The sequence below is a fragment of the Pseudomonas sp. UTLPPB19802 genome (assembly GCF_059730225.1).
The window spans coordinates 3,312,749-3,327,606 of sequence record NZ_AP048545.1 but is presented as its reverse complement, the minus strand read 5'-3'; the positions used below and the strand labels follow the sequence as shown (position 1 = coordinate 3,327,606).

Annotated in this window: 15 protein-coding genes and 1 pseudogene; 8 read left to right on the top strand and 8 right to left on the bottom strand. The window is 53.0% G+C overall.

The window, feature by feature from the left end:
- Nucleotides 1–101: 101 nt before the first annotated feature.
- The 5 genes from AC6I6U_RS14955 to AC6I6U_RS14935 all read left to right on the top strand — a co-directional run bounded on the left by AC6I6U_RS14955 (nucleotide 102) and on the right by AC6I6U_RS14935 (nucleotide 4,097).
- Nucleotides 102–908: a hypothetical protein gene (locus tag AC6I6U_RS14955; protein WP_497882675.1), complete on the top strand. Its 807-nt coding sequence runs from the start codon at nucleotides 102–104 to the stop codon at nucleotides 906–908.
- A 509-nt stretch (nucleotides 909–1,417) separates the two neighbouring features.
- Nucleotides 1,418–1,783 (top strand): DUF6124 family protein, encoded by a 366-nt coding sequence (locus AC6I6U_RS14950; protein WP_497882674.1) that lies wholly within the window; start codon nucleotides 1,418–1,420, stop codon nucleotides 1,781–1,783.
- Between the two features lie 510 nt (nucleotides 1,784–2,293).
- On the top strand, nucleotides 2,294–2,611 hold the full coding sequence (locus AC6I6U_RS14945; RefSeq protein ID WP_497882673.1) for a hypothetical protein: 318 nt from the start codon (nucleotides 2,294–2,296) through the stop codon (nucleotides 2,609–2,611).
- A 473-nt stretch (nucleotides 2,612–3,084) separates the two neighbouring features.
- On the top strand, nucleotides 3,085–3,702 hold the full coding sequence (locus AC6I6U_RS14940) for a hypothetical protein (protein ID WP_497882672.1): 618 nt from the start codon (nucleotides 3,085–3,087) through the stop codon (nucleotides 3,700–3,702).
- 80 nt (nucleotides 3,703–3,782) lie between these two features.
- Nucleotides 3,783–4,097, top strand: a complete 315-nt coding sequence (locus tag AC6I6U_RS14935; protein WP_497882671.1) for a hypothetical protein — start codon at nucleotides 3,783–3,785, stop codon at nucleotides 4,095–4,097.
- A 142-nt stretch (nucleotides 4,098–4,239) separates the two neighbouring features.
- Here AC6I6U_RS14935 and AC6I6U_RS14930 read toward each other — a convergent pair.
- From AC6I6U_RS14930 to AC6I6U_RS14900, 7 genes and pseudogenes are all read right to left on the bottom strand, one after another.
- Nucleotides 4,240–5,434, bottom strand: a pseudogene (locus tag AC6I6U_RS14930) (IS256 family transposase).
- Nucleotides 5,435–5,624: 190 nt separating this feature from the next.
- A complete protein-coding gene (locus AC6I6U_RS14925) occupies nucleotides 5,625–6,920 on the bottom strand; it encodes a hypothetical protein (RefSeq protein WP_497882670.1) in 1,296 nt (431 codons plus the stop codon).
- 165 nt (nucleotides 6,921–7,085) lie between these two features.
- Complete coding sequence (locus AC6I6U_RS14920; protein WP_497882669.1) at nucleotides 7,086–7,886, bottom strand: hypothetical protein; 801 nt, start codon at nucleotides 7,884–7,886, stop codon at nucleotides 7,086–7,088.
- 106 nt (nucleotides 7,887–7,992) lie between these two features.
- A complete protein-coding gene (locus tag AC6I6U_RS14915; RefSeq protein WP_497882668.1) occupies nucleotides 7,993–9,519 on the bottom strand; it encodes an SAVED domain-containing protein in 1,527 nt (508 codons plus the stop codon).
- Nucleotides 9,520–9,596: 77 nt separating this feature from the next.
- The gene (locus AC6I6U_RS14910) at nucleotides 9,597–10,529 is read right to left on the bottom strand and encodes an AAA family ATPase (protein ID WP_497882667.1); all 933 of its coding nucleotides are present in this window, start codon (nucleotides 10,527–10,529) and stop codon (nucleotides 9,597–9,599) included.
- The gene (locus AC6I6U_RS14905) at nucleotides 10,529–11,044 is read right to left on the bottom strand and encodes an HORMA-1 domain-containing protein (RefSeq protein WP_497882666.1); all 516 of its coding nucleotides are present in this window, start codon (nucleotides 11,042–11,044) and stop codon (nucleotides 10,529–10,531) included. The genes AC6I6U_RS14910 and AC6I6U_RS14905 overlap by 1 nt, the downstream gene beginning before the upstream one ends.
- 5 nt (nucleotides 11,045–11,049) lie before the next feature.
- Nucleotides 11,050–12,015 (bottom strand): CBASS oligonucleotide cyclase, encoded by a 966-nt coding sequence (locus AC6I6U_RS14900; protein ID WP_497882665.1) that lies wholly within the window; start codon nucleotides 12,013–12,015, stop codon nucleotides 11,050–11,052.
- 190 nt (nucleotides 12,016–12,205) lie between these two features.
- Between AC6I6U_RS14900 and AC6I6U_RS14895 the strand changes: the two genes are divergently transcribed.
- The 3 genes from AC6I6U_RS14895 to AC6I6U_RS14885 all read left to right on the top strand — a co-directional run bounded on the left by AC6I6U_RS14895 (nucleotide 12,206) and on the right by AC6I6U_RS14885 (nucleotide 14,170).
- A complete protein-coding gene (locus AC6I6U_RS14895; protein WP_497882664.1) occupies nucleotides 12,206–12,529 on the top strand; it encodes a helix-turn-helix domain-containing protein in 324 nt (107 codons plus the stop codon).
- Nucleotides 12,529–13,413: an ImmA/IrrE family metallo-endopeptidase gene (locus AC6I6U_RS14890; RefSeq protein WP_497882663.1), complete on the top strand. Its 885-nt coding sequence runs from the start codon at nucleotides 12,529–12,531 to the stop codon at nucleotides 13,411–13,413. The genes AC6I6U_RS14895 and AC6I6U_RS14890 overlap by 1 nt, the downstream gene beginning before the upstream one ends.
- 394 nt (nucleotides 13,414–13,807) lie before the next feature.
- Nucleotides 13,808–14,170, top strand: a complete 363-nt coding sequence (locus AC6I6U_RS14885) for a DUF6124 family protein (RefSeq protein WP_497882662.1) — start codon at nucleotides 13,808–13,810, stop codon at nucleotides 14,168–14,170.
- A 51-nt stretch (nucleotides 14,171–14,221) separates the two neighbouring features.
- Here AC6I6U_RS14885 and AC6I6U_RS14880 read toward each other — a convergent pair whose 3' ends face one another.
- On the bottom strand, nucleotides 14,222–14,569 hold the full coding sequence (locus AC6I6U_RS14880; protein ID WP_497882661.1) for a hypothetical protein: 348 nt from the start codon (nucleotides 14,567–14,569) through the stop codon (nucleotides 14,222–14,224).
- Nucleotides 14,570–14,858: the final 289 nt, after the last annotated feature.

Below are 14,858 nucleotides of genomic sequence, written 5' to 3'. Positions count from 1 at the left end.
GGTCTTCGCTGCCCCGATGCGCAAATACCCTACCCTCGGCTCCCTGGATCCCTTGCGCCCACCCAACCACCCAAGCCACCGGACCGACTCAAGGAGAGCAGATGAAACAACGGACACTCGACTGGCGTAAACGCCGCAGCTGGCTCGGCTCGATACGCTTCTACGCAGGCGAGCTGTTGGATCCCGCCCTGCGCCGGCACCTTGAGCGCAAACGCCCAAAATGCTGGTCAGATGATTTGTCTTGGCTGCCTGACCATGAGGAACTCGTTCCCGCTTTCTGTGACAAGCTGGCGAGCTACTACAGCCATGCGAAAGCGTTTCATGGCTGCCGGCCCGAGGATATCCGATCCTATTACGAGAACGGCCTGCAGGGGCATCAGGCAGACCGTATCCAGGCCAGATTTCGAGAGCTGTTCCACGATGTCGCTCCCGACCAACTCCAGAAAGCTATCGATGAGCTGGGGAACCGGAGCACCAGTGAGAAAGGGAAAATCTGGTTGACCGGGGACGATCGCGAAATGCTTGATGGCTTCGGCCACTACTCGATCAATGGCAGCGAATATCTGTTATCGCTGGCTGCCAGGCTGACCCGTTTTGACCGATATGGCGAGGACTATCGCTGGAGGCTTCGCGAGATTGGTGTGCCCACTGTCCTAGAGGTGGATATCCCATTTGCCCTTATCCGCCCTGGGCAGCGAGTTGAAGTCGCGAACATGATCCTGTCTGCATGGGGACAAAACGTGACAGGCAAGGATCTCGGACTGGACTCATCCCCCTGCTACGTGATCCACGGAGATATCCCAGCTGACTGCATCAAGGATCACTACCATCCTGAGCGCATCCGTGACCTCCACCGTGAGCCGGGCATGTACGTGAGCAACGTAACCAAGTGTGAGATGTGTGCGTAAGATGCTGCCCAACAGCATGGACATGTGGGTGGTTTTGAACCTCATGAGCCGGCCAAGGCACTCAACCCAGACGATCTGAAGGCGGTCGTGTTTGGCATGCGTATGAGTCAATCTGACGTGGAAATGCCCGCATCCAATGGCCGCTTATGGCTGTGGATTCAACCGGTCAACGCAACTCAGCGCCTGAGCAGACGTATCCCTTTCGCTTGAGTGAAATTTCCTAGAAAATCTCGAGCGCTTGCGCCTGCTAATTCTAGTGAACTAGTCTCCGGAACGTCATCGTCCACGCGGTGACTCGGTTTTGACAGACTGAAATACACAGGCACAAACAGCCCCAACCACCCTGCTGGCGTTCTCCCTATGCCGGCGGTTCGGTGTTATGGCGGCTGTGCGCAGGGCATCTTCGGATGCGCCGGGTATCCTGTGTCCGGTCTGTCAACCTACGTACAGCTGCCACCCTTACTGTTTGACAGCAGTGGGAGGTAGTCACTCATCACAGGAGCGACACCATGTTCAAAGCTACCCCCAATCCACCGCCTACACCCAAGGCCGGAACCATCGATCCACGCATCGCCGATCGAGCTCTCTCCCACTATGATCTGGGGCCAGAAGCGACTTCGAAATCCGCTCCAGCGTCAGTAGTCTCTAGGGCAACTGCGCCACCAAGTCAGCCGCCGGCCTCGTCGAGCCACGAAGACGCTCTGCTCGACCTCCACTCGATCCTGCAGTCAGCCGCAGCCACCGCCTACGAGAACGCCGATAACCAGACCGGCTGTAACCGCAAGGTAGCGATGGGTGTGGTGCACCTGATCGAATTGGCACAGTTGCGGATGGACTCGATGCTGGAGAAGCAGGCCATCGGCGCTAACGGCTGACAGCACTCTGCTGAGAAACGGGAAGCACCACTTCCCGTTCTGCCTGGGCGTTGGCCTAGCAGCTCGGTGAAACAGGCTAGCCAAAGCTGAGCGGCGTCGAGAAGTGAGCTGGTGAGACCTACTTCACACAGCAGACGCAGCGGAGCCCGACAGCAGTTACCGCATGCGTCCTACGCCTGCAGCAGAGCACTACATGCAGTCGTTTTCCAGATCTCATACAGGTCAGCTCCACCGGAAAAAACCTGTTGCAGATGGAGCTTTGACAGGCAGTAGCCAGGGTATCCATTGTGTGGGGGCGAACTGCTGACATTGTCGGCACATGCACAGTAGCTTGGGATCTGAAGGGCTACGATGCGCCATTGCGCATGATCCAATCCTCAGGTCGCCAAGCTTCCAGTGATGCGACCAATCGACAGCCATTGCGGTCGGTGGAAGCGCTGCTGGACATGATGTTTCCCCCTACGGGCCTCGCCCGTATGGGCAGGCCCTCCTCATGAAACTGGAGGTCTGATGAAACTGGATATGGCTCTATACAAGGCGCTCGTAGCGTCCAACGTACCGGAGCAACATGCTACTGCTGTCATTGATGCGATGGAGAAAGAAATGACCTCAGTCTTGGCTAGCAAAAATGACCTCTCGGAGGTTCGCACCGAATTGAAGGCAGAGATCACGAAAGTGGCTAACGACCTAAAGACCGTGGAGCAAAGTCTACTGAAAGAGATGGCGCACCTGAACACCACGCTCACCGTGCGCATGGTAGTTGTCATGACCGCACTGCAAGGGATTGCAGGGAGCTTGTTATTTGCTGCACTGAGGTTCTTCAAGTAGGACCATCTGCTTTACCTACCCACGCGGGGATCACTCCCCGCCGGGCGAAGTGTTCTCCGCATTCTGTTTCTGAATCAGGAGAATCGCGAAGCCCTGCTGTTGTGCCTTCGAGCGTTGATCGCTCCTGTTTGACTTCGTCGGCCCTGGGCTGACTCGCTGATCCGGATGCCGGCCTCTCGTGAGGTTCGTTGTTCATCGGCTTTCACTTAATGGGTGTGCTGCTGATCGGCACGCCCACCTGACACTCACTGCCCTGCCCCCTGATTTTTCATCAGGTTTGTGGTGTGGCAGATACCTCACTTCGCTGCCTAGTTGTGCCGGCTGCTGATCGCTTTGGCGGTTTGCGTTTCGGGTGTCTTTGCGCCTGCGCCGGTGTCTGGCCGCGGCTTGAACCTGACATCCGTCCATAGGGATTTCCTTGCCCTATGGGGCGAGGTCCGTCCCGCCCTTAGGAGTGCTGCATGGAAAGATCTATGAATGTTTTACGGCTGCCGTTTCCGTTCATTCGCAACCCTTACCTACCCGGTTCGGCGTTGCGGCTGGATCGGTTTCAACGACAGTTCACGATTGTCTGTACCGGTGTGCTGCGTCTGCCGGAAGACGAACCGCATGTGGGGTTCTACCAGGTGCCCGGTGAGTATGTGGTTGGGTATCGCGGGTTGCTTGAGGAGGCGATTGCGTTGTGTATATCGCGCTTCTACGAGCTGCATGCGTATCCGAGGCTCAGTGCCGTGGCATCGTTCGATCCCTGCGCGGTGGAGGTCTACGACACGCGGGTCAGGGTCTATCGGCGCAAGCCCATAACCTGCGCCGGCGACGATGTACAACGGGTGCTGTCCGGGGTCATTGGGGCATCGGGGATCGTTTGGCGACGTCCCTGTAGTACGACTGCAGAGGTTGGGGCAGTTGAACAGCAGATGGCAGCGCTCTACGAGCAGGCGCACCAGGACTTGAACCAGGAGGCTTATGAATCGGCCAGGATGGCCCGGCGGGAAGCCAAGGAATTGAGGGGCTTTCTGATTCCACCCAGATGGCGAGGGTTTGCCCAGCAGGCACTCACCAACACAGGCGTTACCTGCTGCACCGCTTGATGCTGTAATTGAAGTCGCTGTAACCGGGAAACCACTTCCCGGTTGGGGCTGGTGGTTTCTCACAATCATGGAGAAATCAGATGCCCCAGATGAAAAAACAACGCGTTGGCCAGGCAATGGAATATGGCATCGCGATTACTGCACAGGTGTGGGACCAGGTGCTGCTGGATCCGGCCGATCGCCGGCGCTCGAGCTACGAGAGCCGGTTGATGGGTTTGTTTCAGGCAGTGGCCAAGGCTCACAACCAGCGTCCTCGGGCGAGGCAGGTGCATTTTGACCTGTCCTCGCCAGGGCACAAGGAAGGTGCTCTGGCGCTGACGCTGAGGCTTATGGATTCACCTGAAGGAGTGCCGTATTTGCTCCTGTCGTTGCAGGGAGAACCGGTCGAGGAATGACTGGGTTCTTACTGTAGCAGCACTTCACCGAAGCCCGACTCTGTCGGGCCTTTTCCGCAGCCGTACTTGAAGAGACGTATTATGCGATCGTGTCCCAGGAAGTGGTGTAACTCATCGTGGCCTTGGCCACTGAGTTTGCCGTTTAGTTGATCACGGCCGACAGCTTGGCCTGCGGATTATCGCTGACCGCTTCGAAAGCCTCCAACTGCATGTAGCGCCGTTGCAGGCACCATTCGTCGTTCTGTTCCAGCAGCATCGCGCCAACCAGTCGGGTAATGGCCGGATCGTTGGGGAAAATGCCAACGACTTCAGTGCGGCGCTTGATCTCTGCATTCAACCGTTCCAGCGGGTTGGTGCTGTGCAATTGCTGCCGGTGCGCTTTGGGAAACGCCATGTGCGCCAGCACTTCGTCCTCGCAGCCATCCATCAGCGCCGCGATCTTTGGGTATTTCTCACGTAACTGGTCAGCCACCAGGCGCCATTGCTGGTGGCATTCCTGGCGGCTGTCCTGAGCGAAGACCGTGCGCAGCAGCGCCGCCACCATGGTGCGCTGCCCCTTGCCGACATGGGCCATGGCGTTGCGCATGAAGTGCACGCGGCAGCGCTGCCAGGTGGCATGGAAACCTTGGAAACGGCGGCCTTGAGGCCTTCGTGAGCGTCGGAAATCACCAGCTTTACCCGCGTAGCCCACGCCGCATCAGGCTGCGCAGGAAGTCCGTCCAGAACGGCTCGGCCTCTGATGGGCCAACCCGCATGCCCAGGATTTCACGGCCACCATTGGTGTTCACGGCCACGGCGATTATGACGGCGACCGAGACGATACGCCCGGCCTCCCGCACTTTGACGTAGGTCGCGTCGATCCAGAGATAGGGCCAATCGCCTTCCAGCGGACGATCGAGGAAGGCATGAACGCGCTCGTCGATCTCGCCAGCCAGTCGTGATACCTGGCTTTTCGATATACCGGTCATGCCCATGGCCTTGACCAGTTCATCAACCGAGCGCGTCGATACGCCCTGGATGTAGGCCTCCTGGATGACGGCTGCCATGGCTTTCTCGGCGGTGCGTCTCGGCTCCAGGAAGCCCGGAAAATAGCTACCTTGTCGCAGTTTTGGGATCTTCAGATCAACGTCGCCAGCGCGGGTTTGCCAGAGGCGATCACGGTAGCCATTGCGACTGTTTACCCGGTCGGGGCTTTTGACGTCGAAGCCAGCGTTGCACAGGCCTTCGACATCCAACTCCATCATGCGCTGGGCAACGTACTGGATCATTTGCTTGAGCAGATCGGCGTCTGCCCCTTTCTCAACCAGCTCGGTCAATGCGATAGTGGGCTTGGTCATCGTGGTTTCTCTGGTGAAGGTTAAGTCCGCAAACTCAACGTTAGCCAAGAACCACGATGACCATCCTCTTTTGCCCACTGGGCACCTTCGGCTGGTTCAGTTACACCACTTCTCGGGACACGATCTATTATGCCGAAGCGTAGTGATCAATTTGCATCACTGGCGGCGTATCTAGCAGCTCTCCGCCAGCCTAACTAGAAGACTTTGCTGGGTATTCCGAGGAAGGGAATCCGCGTACCGCATAATCCACCCGCTCTCCCGAATAGCCAATTATCGAAAAAAGTAGCTCATAAAAAAGCTTTATAGATGAAAAGGTCAAGTCAACCAACTTTTGCAATTTATCTCTAGACTCTGCTGTTTTGGCTGCATGCGCCATCATATTTCGAAGTCGACTCCAAACCTCATCAAGACCTGAAGTTATAAGGCCATCTCTAGCAAGCGCGCGCAATGCGGTTCTCGCCCTAAAGCCCCCCGCACTACTTAAGTGCGCAAGCAAGGATTTTTTTACCCGCTCGTCCAGCTCAAGCTCTCTCAGCTTAGCTTCAGCCGCCTTGGAAAGCCTCGAAAATTCATTATCCTCCCCCAGTTTTCGGAAGTAACTTCCCAGCAAACCCTCTATACAGACTGAAACATTGAGCGCGGTAGACTCGATACCTCCTTGCCAAGCTCGATTTAGCTTATACCATTGATCATAAAAAACTTTACCTTCATCTTTCGACAGGAAAGAAAATAAAGAAACGAACAAAGACTCAAACACATCAACTCTTCGAGAAAACCTACAATCGACAGATTTAGGCAGTGAGCGATTTGGCATACCCAAATTTTTAGAGTATAGCTCTATCGTTTTTTCTTGATTCAATATTTTCTCAACCACAGCCAATTCAAGCTGGGCTCCCGCCATTACATTCAACGTCCGTCGTATCGAACTTGATAAACCATCAGAGAGTCCGCACCCAGTGACTGAAACATCTCCTCCTGATTCATGACTATCAATTTTTATGGTGACACCTGATGACACAAATTCATAACCTGCCTCAGTAAAAAATGGATTAGCTGGAAAGTTATCATGGAAAAAATAGATCTGATGAATGCTATCCGACCTAGGCTTATCAATCGTCGACTCGGTAATTAACACATCAATTTCACCTTTCAGAAAACCTAGTGCAGCACTGTGCTCACCGCGCACATCTATCATTTGCGCCTTCCACACGACCCCACGTGAGTCCTGACCTTCGAAATCAAAAAGTGTATCGGATCCAACCAAGGCTCCTGCGACCCCATTAAACCCCAGCCTCATACTCCGAGAAAACTCATCGCCAGAGTGCCTATGATACATTTCGTATTTAATCACCCCGTCATCTGAAAATATCTTCCCCGGGCCTGTGTAAACCAAAGGATTTTCTGCACACTTTTGAGTAAGAGTCACCGAGCTAAAAACAATATCAAGCGAGCCACTGAGAAATTTCTCTACATCAACACCATGCACTATCAATTCCGAATGCCCCACAAAGCAAAAACAAAGCAAAAAAATAAAAAACGTTACAACTTAGCCACTACCCAGCCAACCAAATTAAATATGCTATCAAACCCTTAGCACCCCTTGCATGACAAAGCGACGCTTATAAAGCCATCCATGGCCGACCTTAATTCCTCAAGGCGTTAACCAAGACATGGCATACTGAGGATAAATCCCTACCACTGAAATAAAAAGAAAAACACACGCAACTAGAAAGCCCGAATTACCAGAGAACATTTTAGTTAGGCTAGCAAGAAGCAACCAAAATCTTTGCATACCACCTAGAACACGTTGATTCATAAGAGCCAAGTAGTGCAGAAACATCCCAAACGACCAAACAATCATAATAAAAATAAACACAACTCCAAATACATGCAAAAATAGGAAATGCCGCCACCAATCATTCAGCCCATGCATATAGAAATCAAAAAATCTCATTTGCTGGGCACGTTCGACCATCCATGAAGGAAAAACCTCACCCGCCTTTAGCAAAACCACTGCCGCACACACTTGTAGAACGAGAGGAATTACAGTGTAAAACCACCACCCCCCAGAGGTATAATGCCCTTTAAACCATGAGAAAATAATAGAAACAACACTAAAACTAAAAAAACCAACCAGCAAATTAAAAATACAAAGCTGTATCTGAAACGGCATAGTTGCGTATTTCCAAATCACCCACCCCACCGCCACAGCGAACGCTATGAAAAGTGGTGCATCATCACTTCCACCAGGAGCCCTTCCGCCATAATAGTTATTGACATTTTTTATGTACACATTCTTTGTCTGCTGTACGCTGATACCAACTGCCTCTCCCTGAATCGCCAGCGCCTTAGTCGAACTTCCAAATATCAGGCTCAGGAAAAGCCCCACTACAGGGCTAATCACCATACTTTGCACAAGTGGATCATTAAAAGCCTTAATCAGAAAATCCATATTTCACCTGAATGATAGCCATGTAATTCTTTCACCTAATGCTAACCTCCCGCCAAAAGCACTAGAAGCCAGAATCCAGCGAAGATTTTAGATCAAATAGTAACTATTAAGGATATGACAGTGAGGCGCGATAGCAGCCGTCGACCTGATATTCGAAATCAAACTCATAGAGCGTTAACGGCTTCAACATAGGAGTTTGCCTCCCCAAGTAAAAGGTGAACGCGTTAGGAGCTGAAATAAATAAATGAAACCGTTCTCGCCGTCCTATCCCATCCCCCAAACGCGCAGAGATCAGATTCGTAGCCAGCTCTTCAGCTAGTCTGTTTGCATGCGTCCCAGAGCCGATAGCTTGAGCGGAAGCTCCACAGGGAAGCTTCGCAACAATTAACCGCCGGACCTCTGGCAGGAACTCCGCAACATACTGCCGCACAGCCGCTTCAGTTTCTCGAGTAACACTGACAGCACAAGCTGTGCCACTACCAGCGGTATTGAGCTCATACTCTTCAAAAACCCAGGTAGGCAAGCTATCCGAAATAGGCTCATCATCTGGAGCCCAAATTTTCAATACTGGAGTCCGCTGTTCCAACTCGGCGATCCGACCAGACTTAGTATCGAGTACAACCCCTGCTGCAAACGCTAGCGTCGCGTGTGCCTCAATCGCCAGCCTAACACGTCCCTCTTCTGTTGGGACTCCCAGCAAAAACTCACGCAACTTGGGTAGAAGCTCATTACGCCAAGCAGCCTCCTCCTTGATCATCCGCCCGTCAAAACTCCCCACTAAATTGAGGACCTGAACACAACGATTCTCCAAACGGTCAAGAGCATGTTCAAACGACTTAACCCCAAAAACCTTGGGAGTTCGGGTGGAGCGAGATGCAAGAAGTCCTTCTTGAGAACACTTATCCCTAAAGCTCTCACGATCGAACACAGTCCTACGTTGGCCGACCCACTCAAAGATATTTGCATCGTAGATGATAGTGCTGGAGTTTGGATCTGGCCGAACCAATCCATTGGCTCTACATGCCTCATCAAGAAGGCCTCGCAAGGCATCTAAAGAGTCTCGCGTCAGGTTAAACCCCAGATTGCCACATAACGCCCGAAGCTCTACCTCATCAATTTTTAGATGATCACACCACAGCTTACGCAGCTTTCCATTGGCACTACGAGTTGTTTTTCCCTGAAAAAGCCCATCGACATCCAACTGTAGCGTTTTGGAACGTATATAGCCATGAAGAGTATCTAAGTGATCAGCCATATGATTGGTCACTAGTACTAAACGGGAAACGATGCCGTTGCTACTATCATGTCGATGAGCATCCAGAGCACGCTGCAACATTGAAGTTGTGGTGGCATTTATGTATTCAGGGCTAATTAGATCGCTGTGAGAAAAGACTCCGGGTGTTGCATGCCATTTGCACTGCATGCGCTCTATATGAAGCGAACACCCCAAATTATTCTGGGGTGCACGCGCCGGATCATACTCAATCCAGATATCATCGAACCCTTTCAATCCAGATTCGAATCCGACTCGAACAATCGGGCTTTCGTCATCCAACAAACGAGCTGCATGCAACCAGAACATCCGAGCTTGAAACACATCGCCGTCTCGACGAGTGACTACCGCCTGGGTCATGTTGACCTCCTTCAGCCATTCGAACCAAACACCTAATCTGGCCCCACATTTCTAGCGGGGCAAGGTATAGGGATAGATCAACGATCCTGGAACTCTGGCGTTGGAGACATCGACTGCGCCACTAGCAAAGCCTGACGAGCTTCCACAGCAGCGTTCGGGTATGCCCCTAGGATGATCGATGGGATCAGTCTCTGATTGAGATCGGAAAAGGTAAACCCCGGTGTTTTATCGTCGCGGGGACCGGTCACTTTTACAAGCAATTCGATAGCCTGGGGAGGAAGATTCAATCCTCTTAGGTTGAGATCAAGCAGATACCGTCGCTGGGCTTCATCAGGGCGCCCAAATGTCAGTATCTCTGCCGCACGACGCTGAACTGCTGGGTCCAATGCCTTAAGCCGGTTTGTACACATGATAACTGCCGCAGGCAGCCTTTGATTAGCAATCCGATCAATACCTCGGATGAACGCGTTAACCCCCGCCCGATCCTCGTGATGCATTTGAGCGCTTTCCCGGGATTGGGCCAACGCATCGGCTTCATCAATCAGCAGCAACACGGCACCGCGAGCTTTGCCATTGCGGTTTGCTAGCTTCTCAGCGGCTTCAATCGTGTAGTCGAAAGCCGCTGAGACCAGTTGAGTCATCTCGCCCACCCGCCCCTGCCCACGAGTAGCCAAGCTCAGCGGATACAAAGTGATATCAATATCCTGTTGCCGCGCCACTGCATCACCGATGGTTTCGGCCAACTCAGTTTTACCTGAACCGACATCCCCTGCTAGCACTACCAACGGTGGCCGTCGCAGGACCGTACTTATGGCAGCTTGCGCCTCTGGATGGTGTTTATTGGCCCACTCCTGCAAGCCAGCTGGGTTCACCAATAGACCCAATGCTTTTGTCAGTCGCTGCTTATGCTCATCCATTCCCACCAACCGAGCCAAACGCTCCCTCGGCTCAAAGTCAGGAAAGGTCGAACGGCGCTCGAAAAGCTCATCTATTGAAGGCTTAGTATTCATTATAGACTCCTCACACAGGCACGACTGAGGGCGCGGCCACCCGCAGAGTAGGTTTTATCGCTTTCGAGATAGCCGTTAATGCCGGGTGCAGAAGCACCTGAACGCTTGAACGGCAAATCTTCCAGCGCACTTTCCCTATCTGCTGAGGAGGCACTCGAATACTTAGCGTTGTAGGTGAGGTAGCTATAAAAAGAGGCCTCAGAAACATCGCGATTCGGACGAATTCGGCCTGGATCGTCATCTGCGCCTGAACCACTCAAATCTGATGAGGTGTAGCGCAACGTCGGCTCAATCCAATCATTATTGCGCTTAAAACCGTAGCTCACTTCTCCCAAATATCCCGCCTTGAGCAAAACCACGAGCTCAGCCTCGTACTCCTGAATCTCGGTATCACTAGGATATCCATACAGCCGCTGCATCCGGTGCAAATCCGTTGCAACTTTGGCTGCCATATGGCGCGCATGTACGACGGTAAAAGTCTGAGAGTCCGAGAAGGTAAAACTGGATGAAGACATAGTGTTTACCCCTGGAAGGACGATCCGAAGACTTTCTGCCAATACCCAACCGTCAGTTGCTTATTCGGAGCGCGAAGCGCTGAATCGATCGCATCCCCGGCATCCAAAGCGGCATCGATGATCGCATCAACGTTGCGTTGGTCGTAAAGTCGGGCCGCATTGTTTTTAGGGTTAACAGGATCGATGATCTGTACCAGGTCATCCAGCGGGCCTACTTTAGACGCAGCGTAGTTGTCCTCGAAAACGATTCGTTCCCGCAGCTCAGAGGTCACTAGGTAAGTGAAAAACGTCTGCAATGCCTCCGGATAGTCAGAAAAATCGACTCCGTCGTCGCACAGCTTGGCCAAGATCAACTCAATCATGAATGACTTGAACCGAAAATCTGAGCGCTCTTGCTTCATCAGCCTTGCCCAGTGTTTAGCCAGCCGCACCACCTGTGCAAAATGCGTTGGAGCTGCGCGCTTACGCGCCTTCACAAACTCAAGATGCAGCGGGATGCTGGTTTCCAAGAATGAACCATCATCTTGGCTCACCAAATTGCCACGCCACTGCGGCAATCCTGAGTAGAGGACTGGTACCACATCGACATTCAGCCCAGACCCCATGAAGGAGACCGTTACCGAATAGGTTTGTGGTTGAACCTGCTCAGGGCGGAAATTCGGAAAAGCTTTACGCAACCGCTCGGCCAAATAGTCGAGCAACTCCCGAGTATTTTTTGGTGCCTCTGATCCGGCGATGTATACCGCCACATCGATATCATTCAGCGAACGCAATGCTGTGCCTTTGGCCAGACTGCCAGACAGCATCATGCGCTTTAGTGAAAAATCTGGATGCTCGGCCAGATAGGTCTCCACCTTGTCTTGCAAGCGTTGAGCCTGCTCACGGTACTCTTGCGCCCTTTCCTTGGGCAGGTTCACTTTCTCTTCAGCGAACCGCGCGATATCCCTATGGTCCACATGTTCTCTGGACATATAGTCCTCCTAGCAGAGGTCTCACGCTGTTAAGGCTTGACGATGGGCGCAAGCAGCTCCTCGACCAGCCGGAAAAAAAGTTCGGAATAACGAACTTTTCACAAAGGCTGCATGCGGCTATCGTTTTTGTCAAACGTTTTGTTCGGAATCGTGGTATAATTTTTTTGCCGATTTATGAGGAGACACGACGATGACTACACGTCTCGGCGAGAAGCTCCGGGACTTGCGCAAGCAACGCGGGCTAACGCTGGAAAAGCTTGCGGAGATGGCCGGACTGAGCAAGAGCTACCTATGGGAGCTTGAAAACCGTGAGTCACAGCGGCCATCAGCCGAAAAGCTCACGGCGCTGGCGGACGTTCTAGGAGTAGCAACTGCGTACTTTTTCGAGGATGATTTGCGTGCACCAGAGGAGAGGCATCTTGATGAAGCCTTTTTCCGAGGCTACAAGAATCTCGAACCGGACGCCAAAGCGCAACTGAGGAGGATTCTAGATACATTCAAAAAGGATTTTTGATGAAGTCTCAATATGCGGTATGGACACCGCAAAAAGCAGCAATACGCCTGACCAAAATCTGCGACCTGGTCAGCGAAGCGCACAGCGTAGCTAGGTTCCCGGTCAATGTCAGCGAGCTGGCATTGCAAACTGCGGAAGTTTTCAACTGGTCCGATCCGATTGCAAAGGTGGAAGCCGTCGACATCAAGGGCTTTGATGGCGCGCTTTTCCCCAATGAGTCACGCACCCGTTGGATGATGCTGTACAACGAGACACTTTCCTCTCAAGGGCGCATTCGTTTTACCCAAGCGCACGAGCTAGGTCACTACATCCTGCATCGCCTCAAACGAGATGAGTTTCGGTGTAGTGGAGACGACATGCTTTCTTGGGAAGACAAGACCATCGAGGCGGAGGCAGACATGTTTGCCTCCTTCCTCCTCATGCCGCTCAACGACTTTCGTCAACAATTGACTGCAGATATCGACATTGAAAACCTGCGCCATTGTGCTAACCGCTATGGCGTTTCGCTCACAGCCGCGGCCCTGAAATGGATCAATCAGACTGACGAGAGTGCCGTGTTCATCCTGTCTAGAGATGGCTATATGAAATGGGCCTACTCCAGCAAGGCTGCAGTAAAAAATGGTGCGTATTTCGCTACGCGGAAGAGCGCCGTGCCTATCCCATCAGGATCCATCGCTGCATCGACAAGCATTAGTCAAGAACGGAAGGGAATTGAACTACCTGCATCCATCTGGTTCCCAAATGCCGAGAACATCACCACCTTGCGAGAGATGAAAATACAGTCTGAACAATACGAGTACGTAATAACCTTGCTTTGTCTACCCCGTTCGGCCTCAGTTTGGCCACCAAACAAAAATGGCTATCGGACATTGTGGAAACGGTAAGGAATTGTAGGAATTTTCCAAAACAGTAATCGATTCGGCAGCAATAGCAATAAAACGCGGATCATTCGGTCAGCGGCAAGACAACTCTCTTTCCCTTGAGTGAAATTTCCGAGAGAATTCCAAGTGCTTGTTTGCACCCAATCTCGCCGATAGTCTTCGGCTCGTCACTGCTCATCAGTGACCAGGTTTAGTCGCCTGGAAATATTACATTGGGCGCACAAGCGTCACCTTTCATTCGGGCATTTCTGTGCCCTGCTTGATGGTGGCTGTGCGCAGGGCGCTTTCGAGCGCGCCGGGTTCCCAATGTTCCGGTACGACTAACCTGCGTACAGCTGCCTCCCCCTCGTTTAGTCGCGATACAGGCAGCTCCATCTAACATTGGAGATGCACGATTATGTTCAAGGTCACCCCCAATCCGCCGCCGCGCCCCAATGCGGCAAACATAGATTCCCGTATCGCCGACCGGGCGCTATCGCACTACAACCTGGGTCCGGATGCAGGCCCGGCTCCCACTCCTCTGCCGCCTCCTCCGCCTGCTGCGACACCGCCATGCGTGTGCCCATCACTGAACCAGGAGGAGACTCTGGTCGACATCCACTCAATCCTGCAGTCGGCCGCAGCCACGGCCTATGAGAACGCCGACAACCAGGCCGGCCCTAATCGCAAGGTGGCGATGGGCGTGGTGCACCTGATTGAGTTGGCGCAGTTGAGGATGGATCAGGTCCTGAGTGGGCAGGCAGTCAGCGCCAACAACTGATCGCGCTGGCTTCTCAAGGAAAAACGGGAAGCCGGAGCAGAGCTTCCCGCTCTAGTCGTACCAGTCGAGTTTGAGGCCGATGACCTTGCGAAAGCTGTCCAGGACGCTCATGAACTCCGCCCGATCGAACGAAACTGGTGCAACGTTCTCAAACCAACCGACCTCGGGGTCAGCGTCATGTATCGAGCCGCGCATCACCCCGAACCGCTGCCAATGAATGCGGTCTTGATCCGCAACTTGCTCTGTCACCACCACAGCACAGCAGAAATCGAGATCCTCCGAGCACACCAGCAGCGGAACCAGCGTTCTCCAGCCTGGGGCTGTTGAATAGCTTCGGTCCCAGATCAGCTCGACATCATGATCGAGATCGACTCCCCAATGCGCGCTGACCAGATTCATTTCCGTACTGGGATCTTGCTGCGGTAGCCAGACCTCAAACGGCACGCCATCGATGGCGAACGTCGGGTATGGTTTGGTGATGTATTTGGAGGTGTGGTGATGTATTTGGAGGTGTGGTGAACGATGGTCAGGCGGTTCATTGCGGGGCTGTCGTCCGTGTTCGGTTCCATGCTCCAAGCAGGCTACAGAAGCCTCTGCGTTGCGTCCACGCCTCTGCTCACCCGCCTTCGGCATGCGACCCGGTCGAAGGTCTTGTAGCCATGAGCCCCTGAGGAGCATTTCAGTAGCC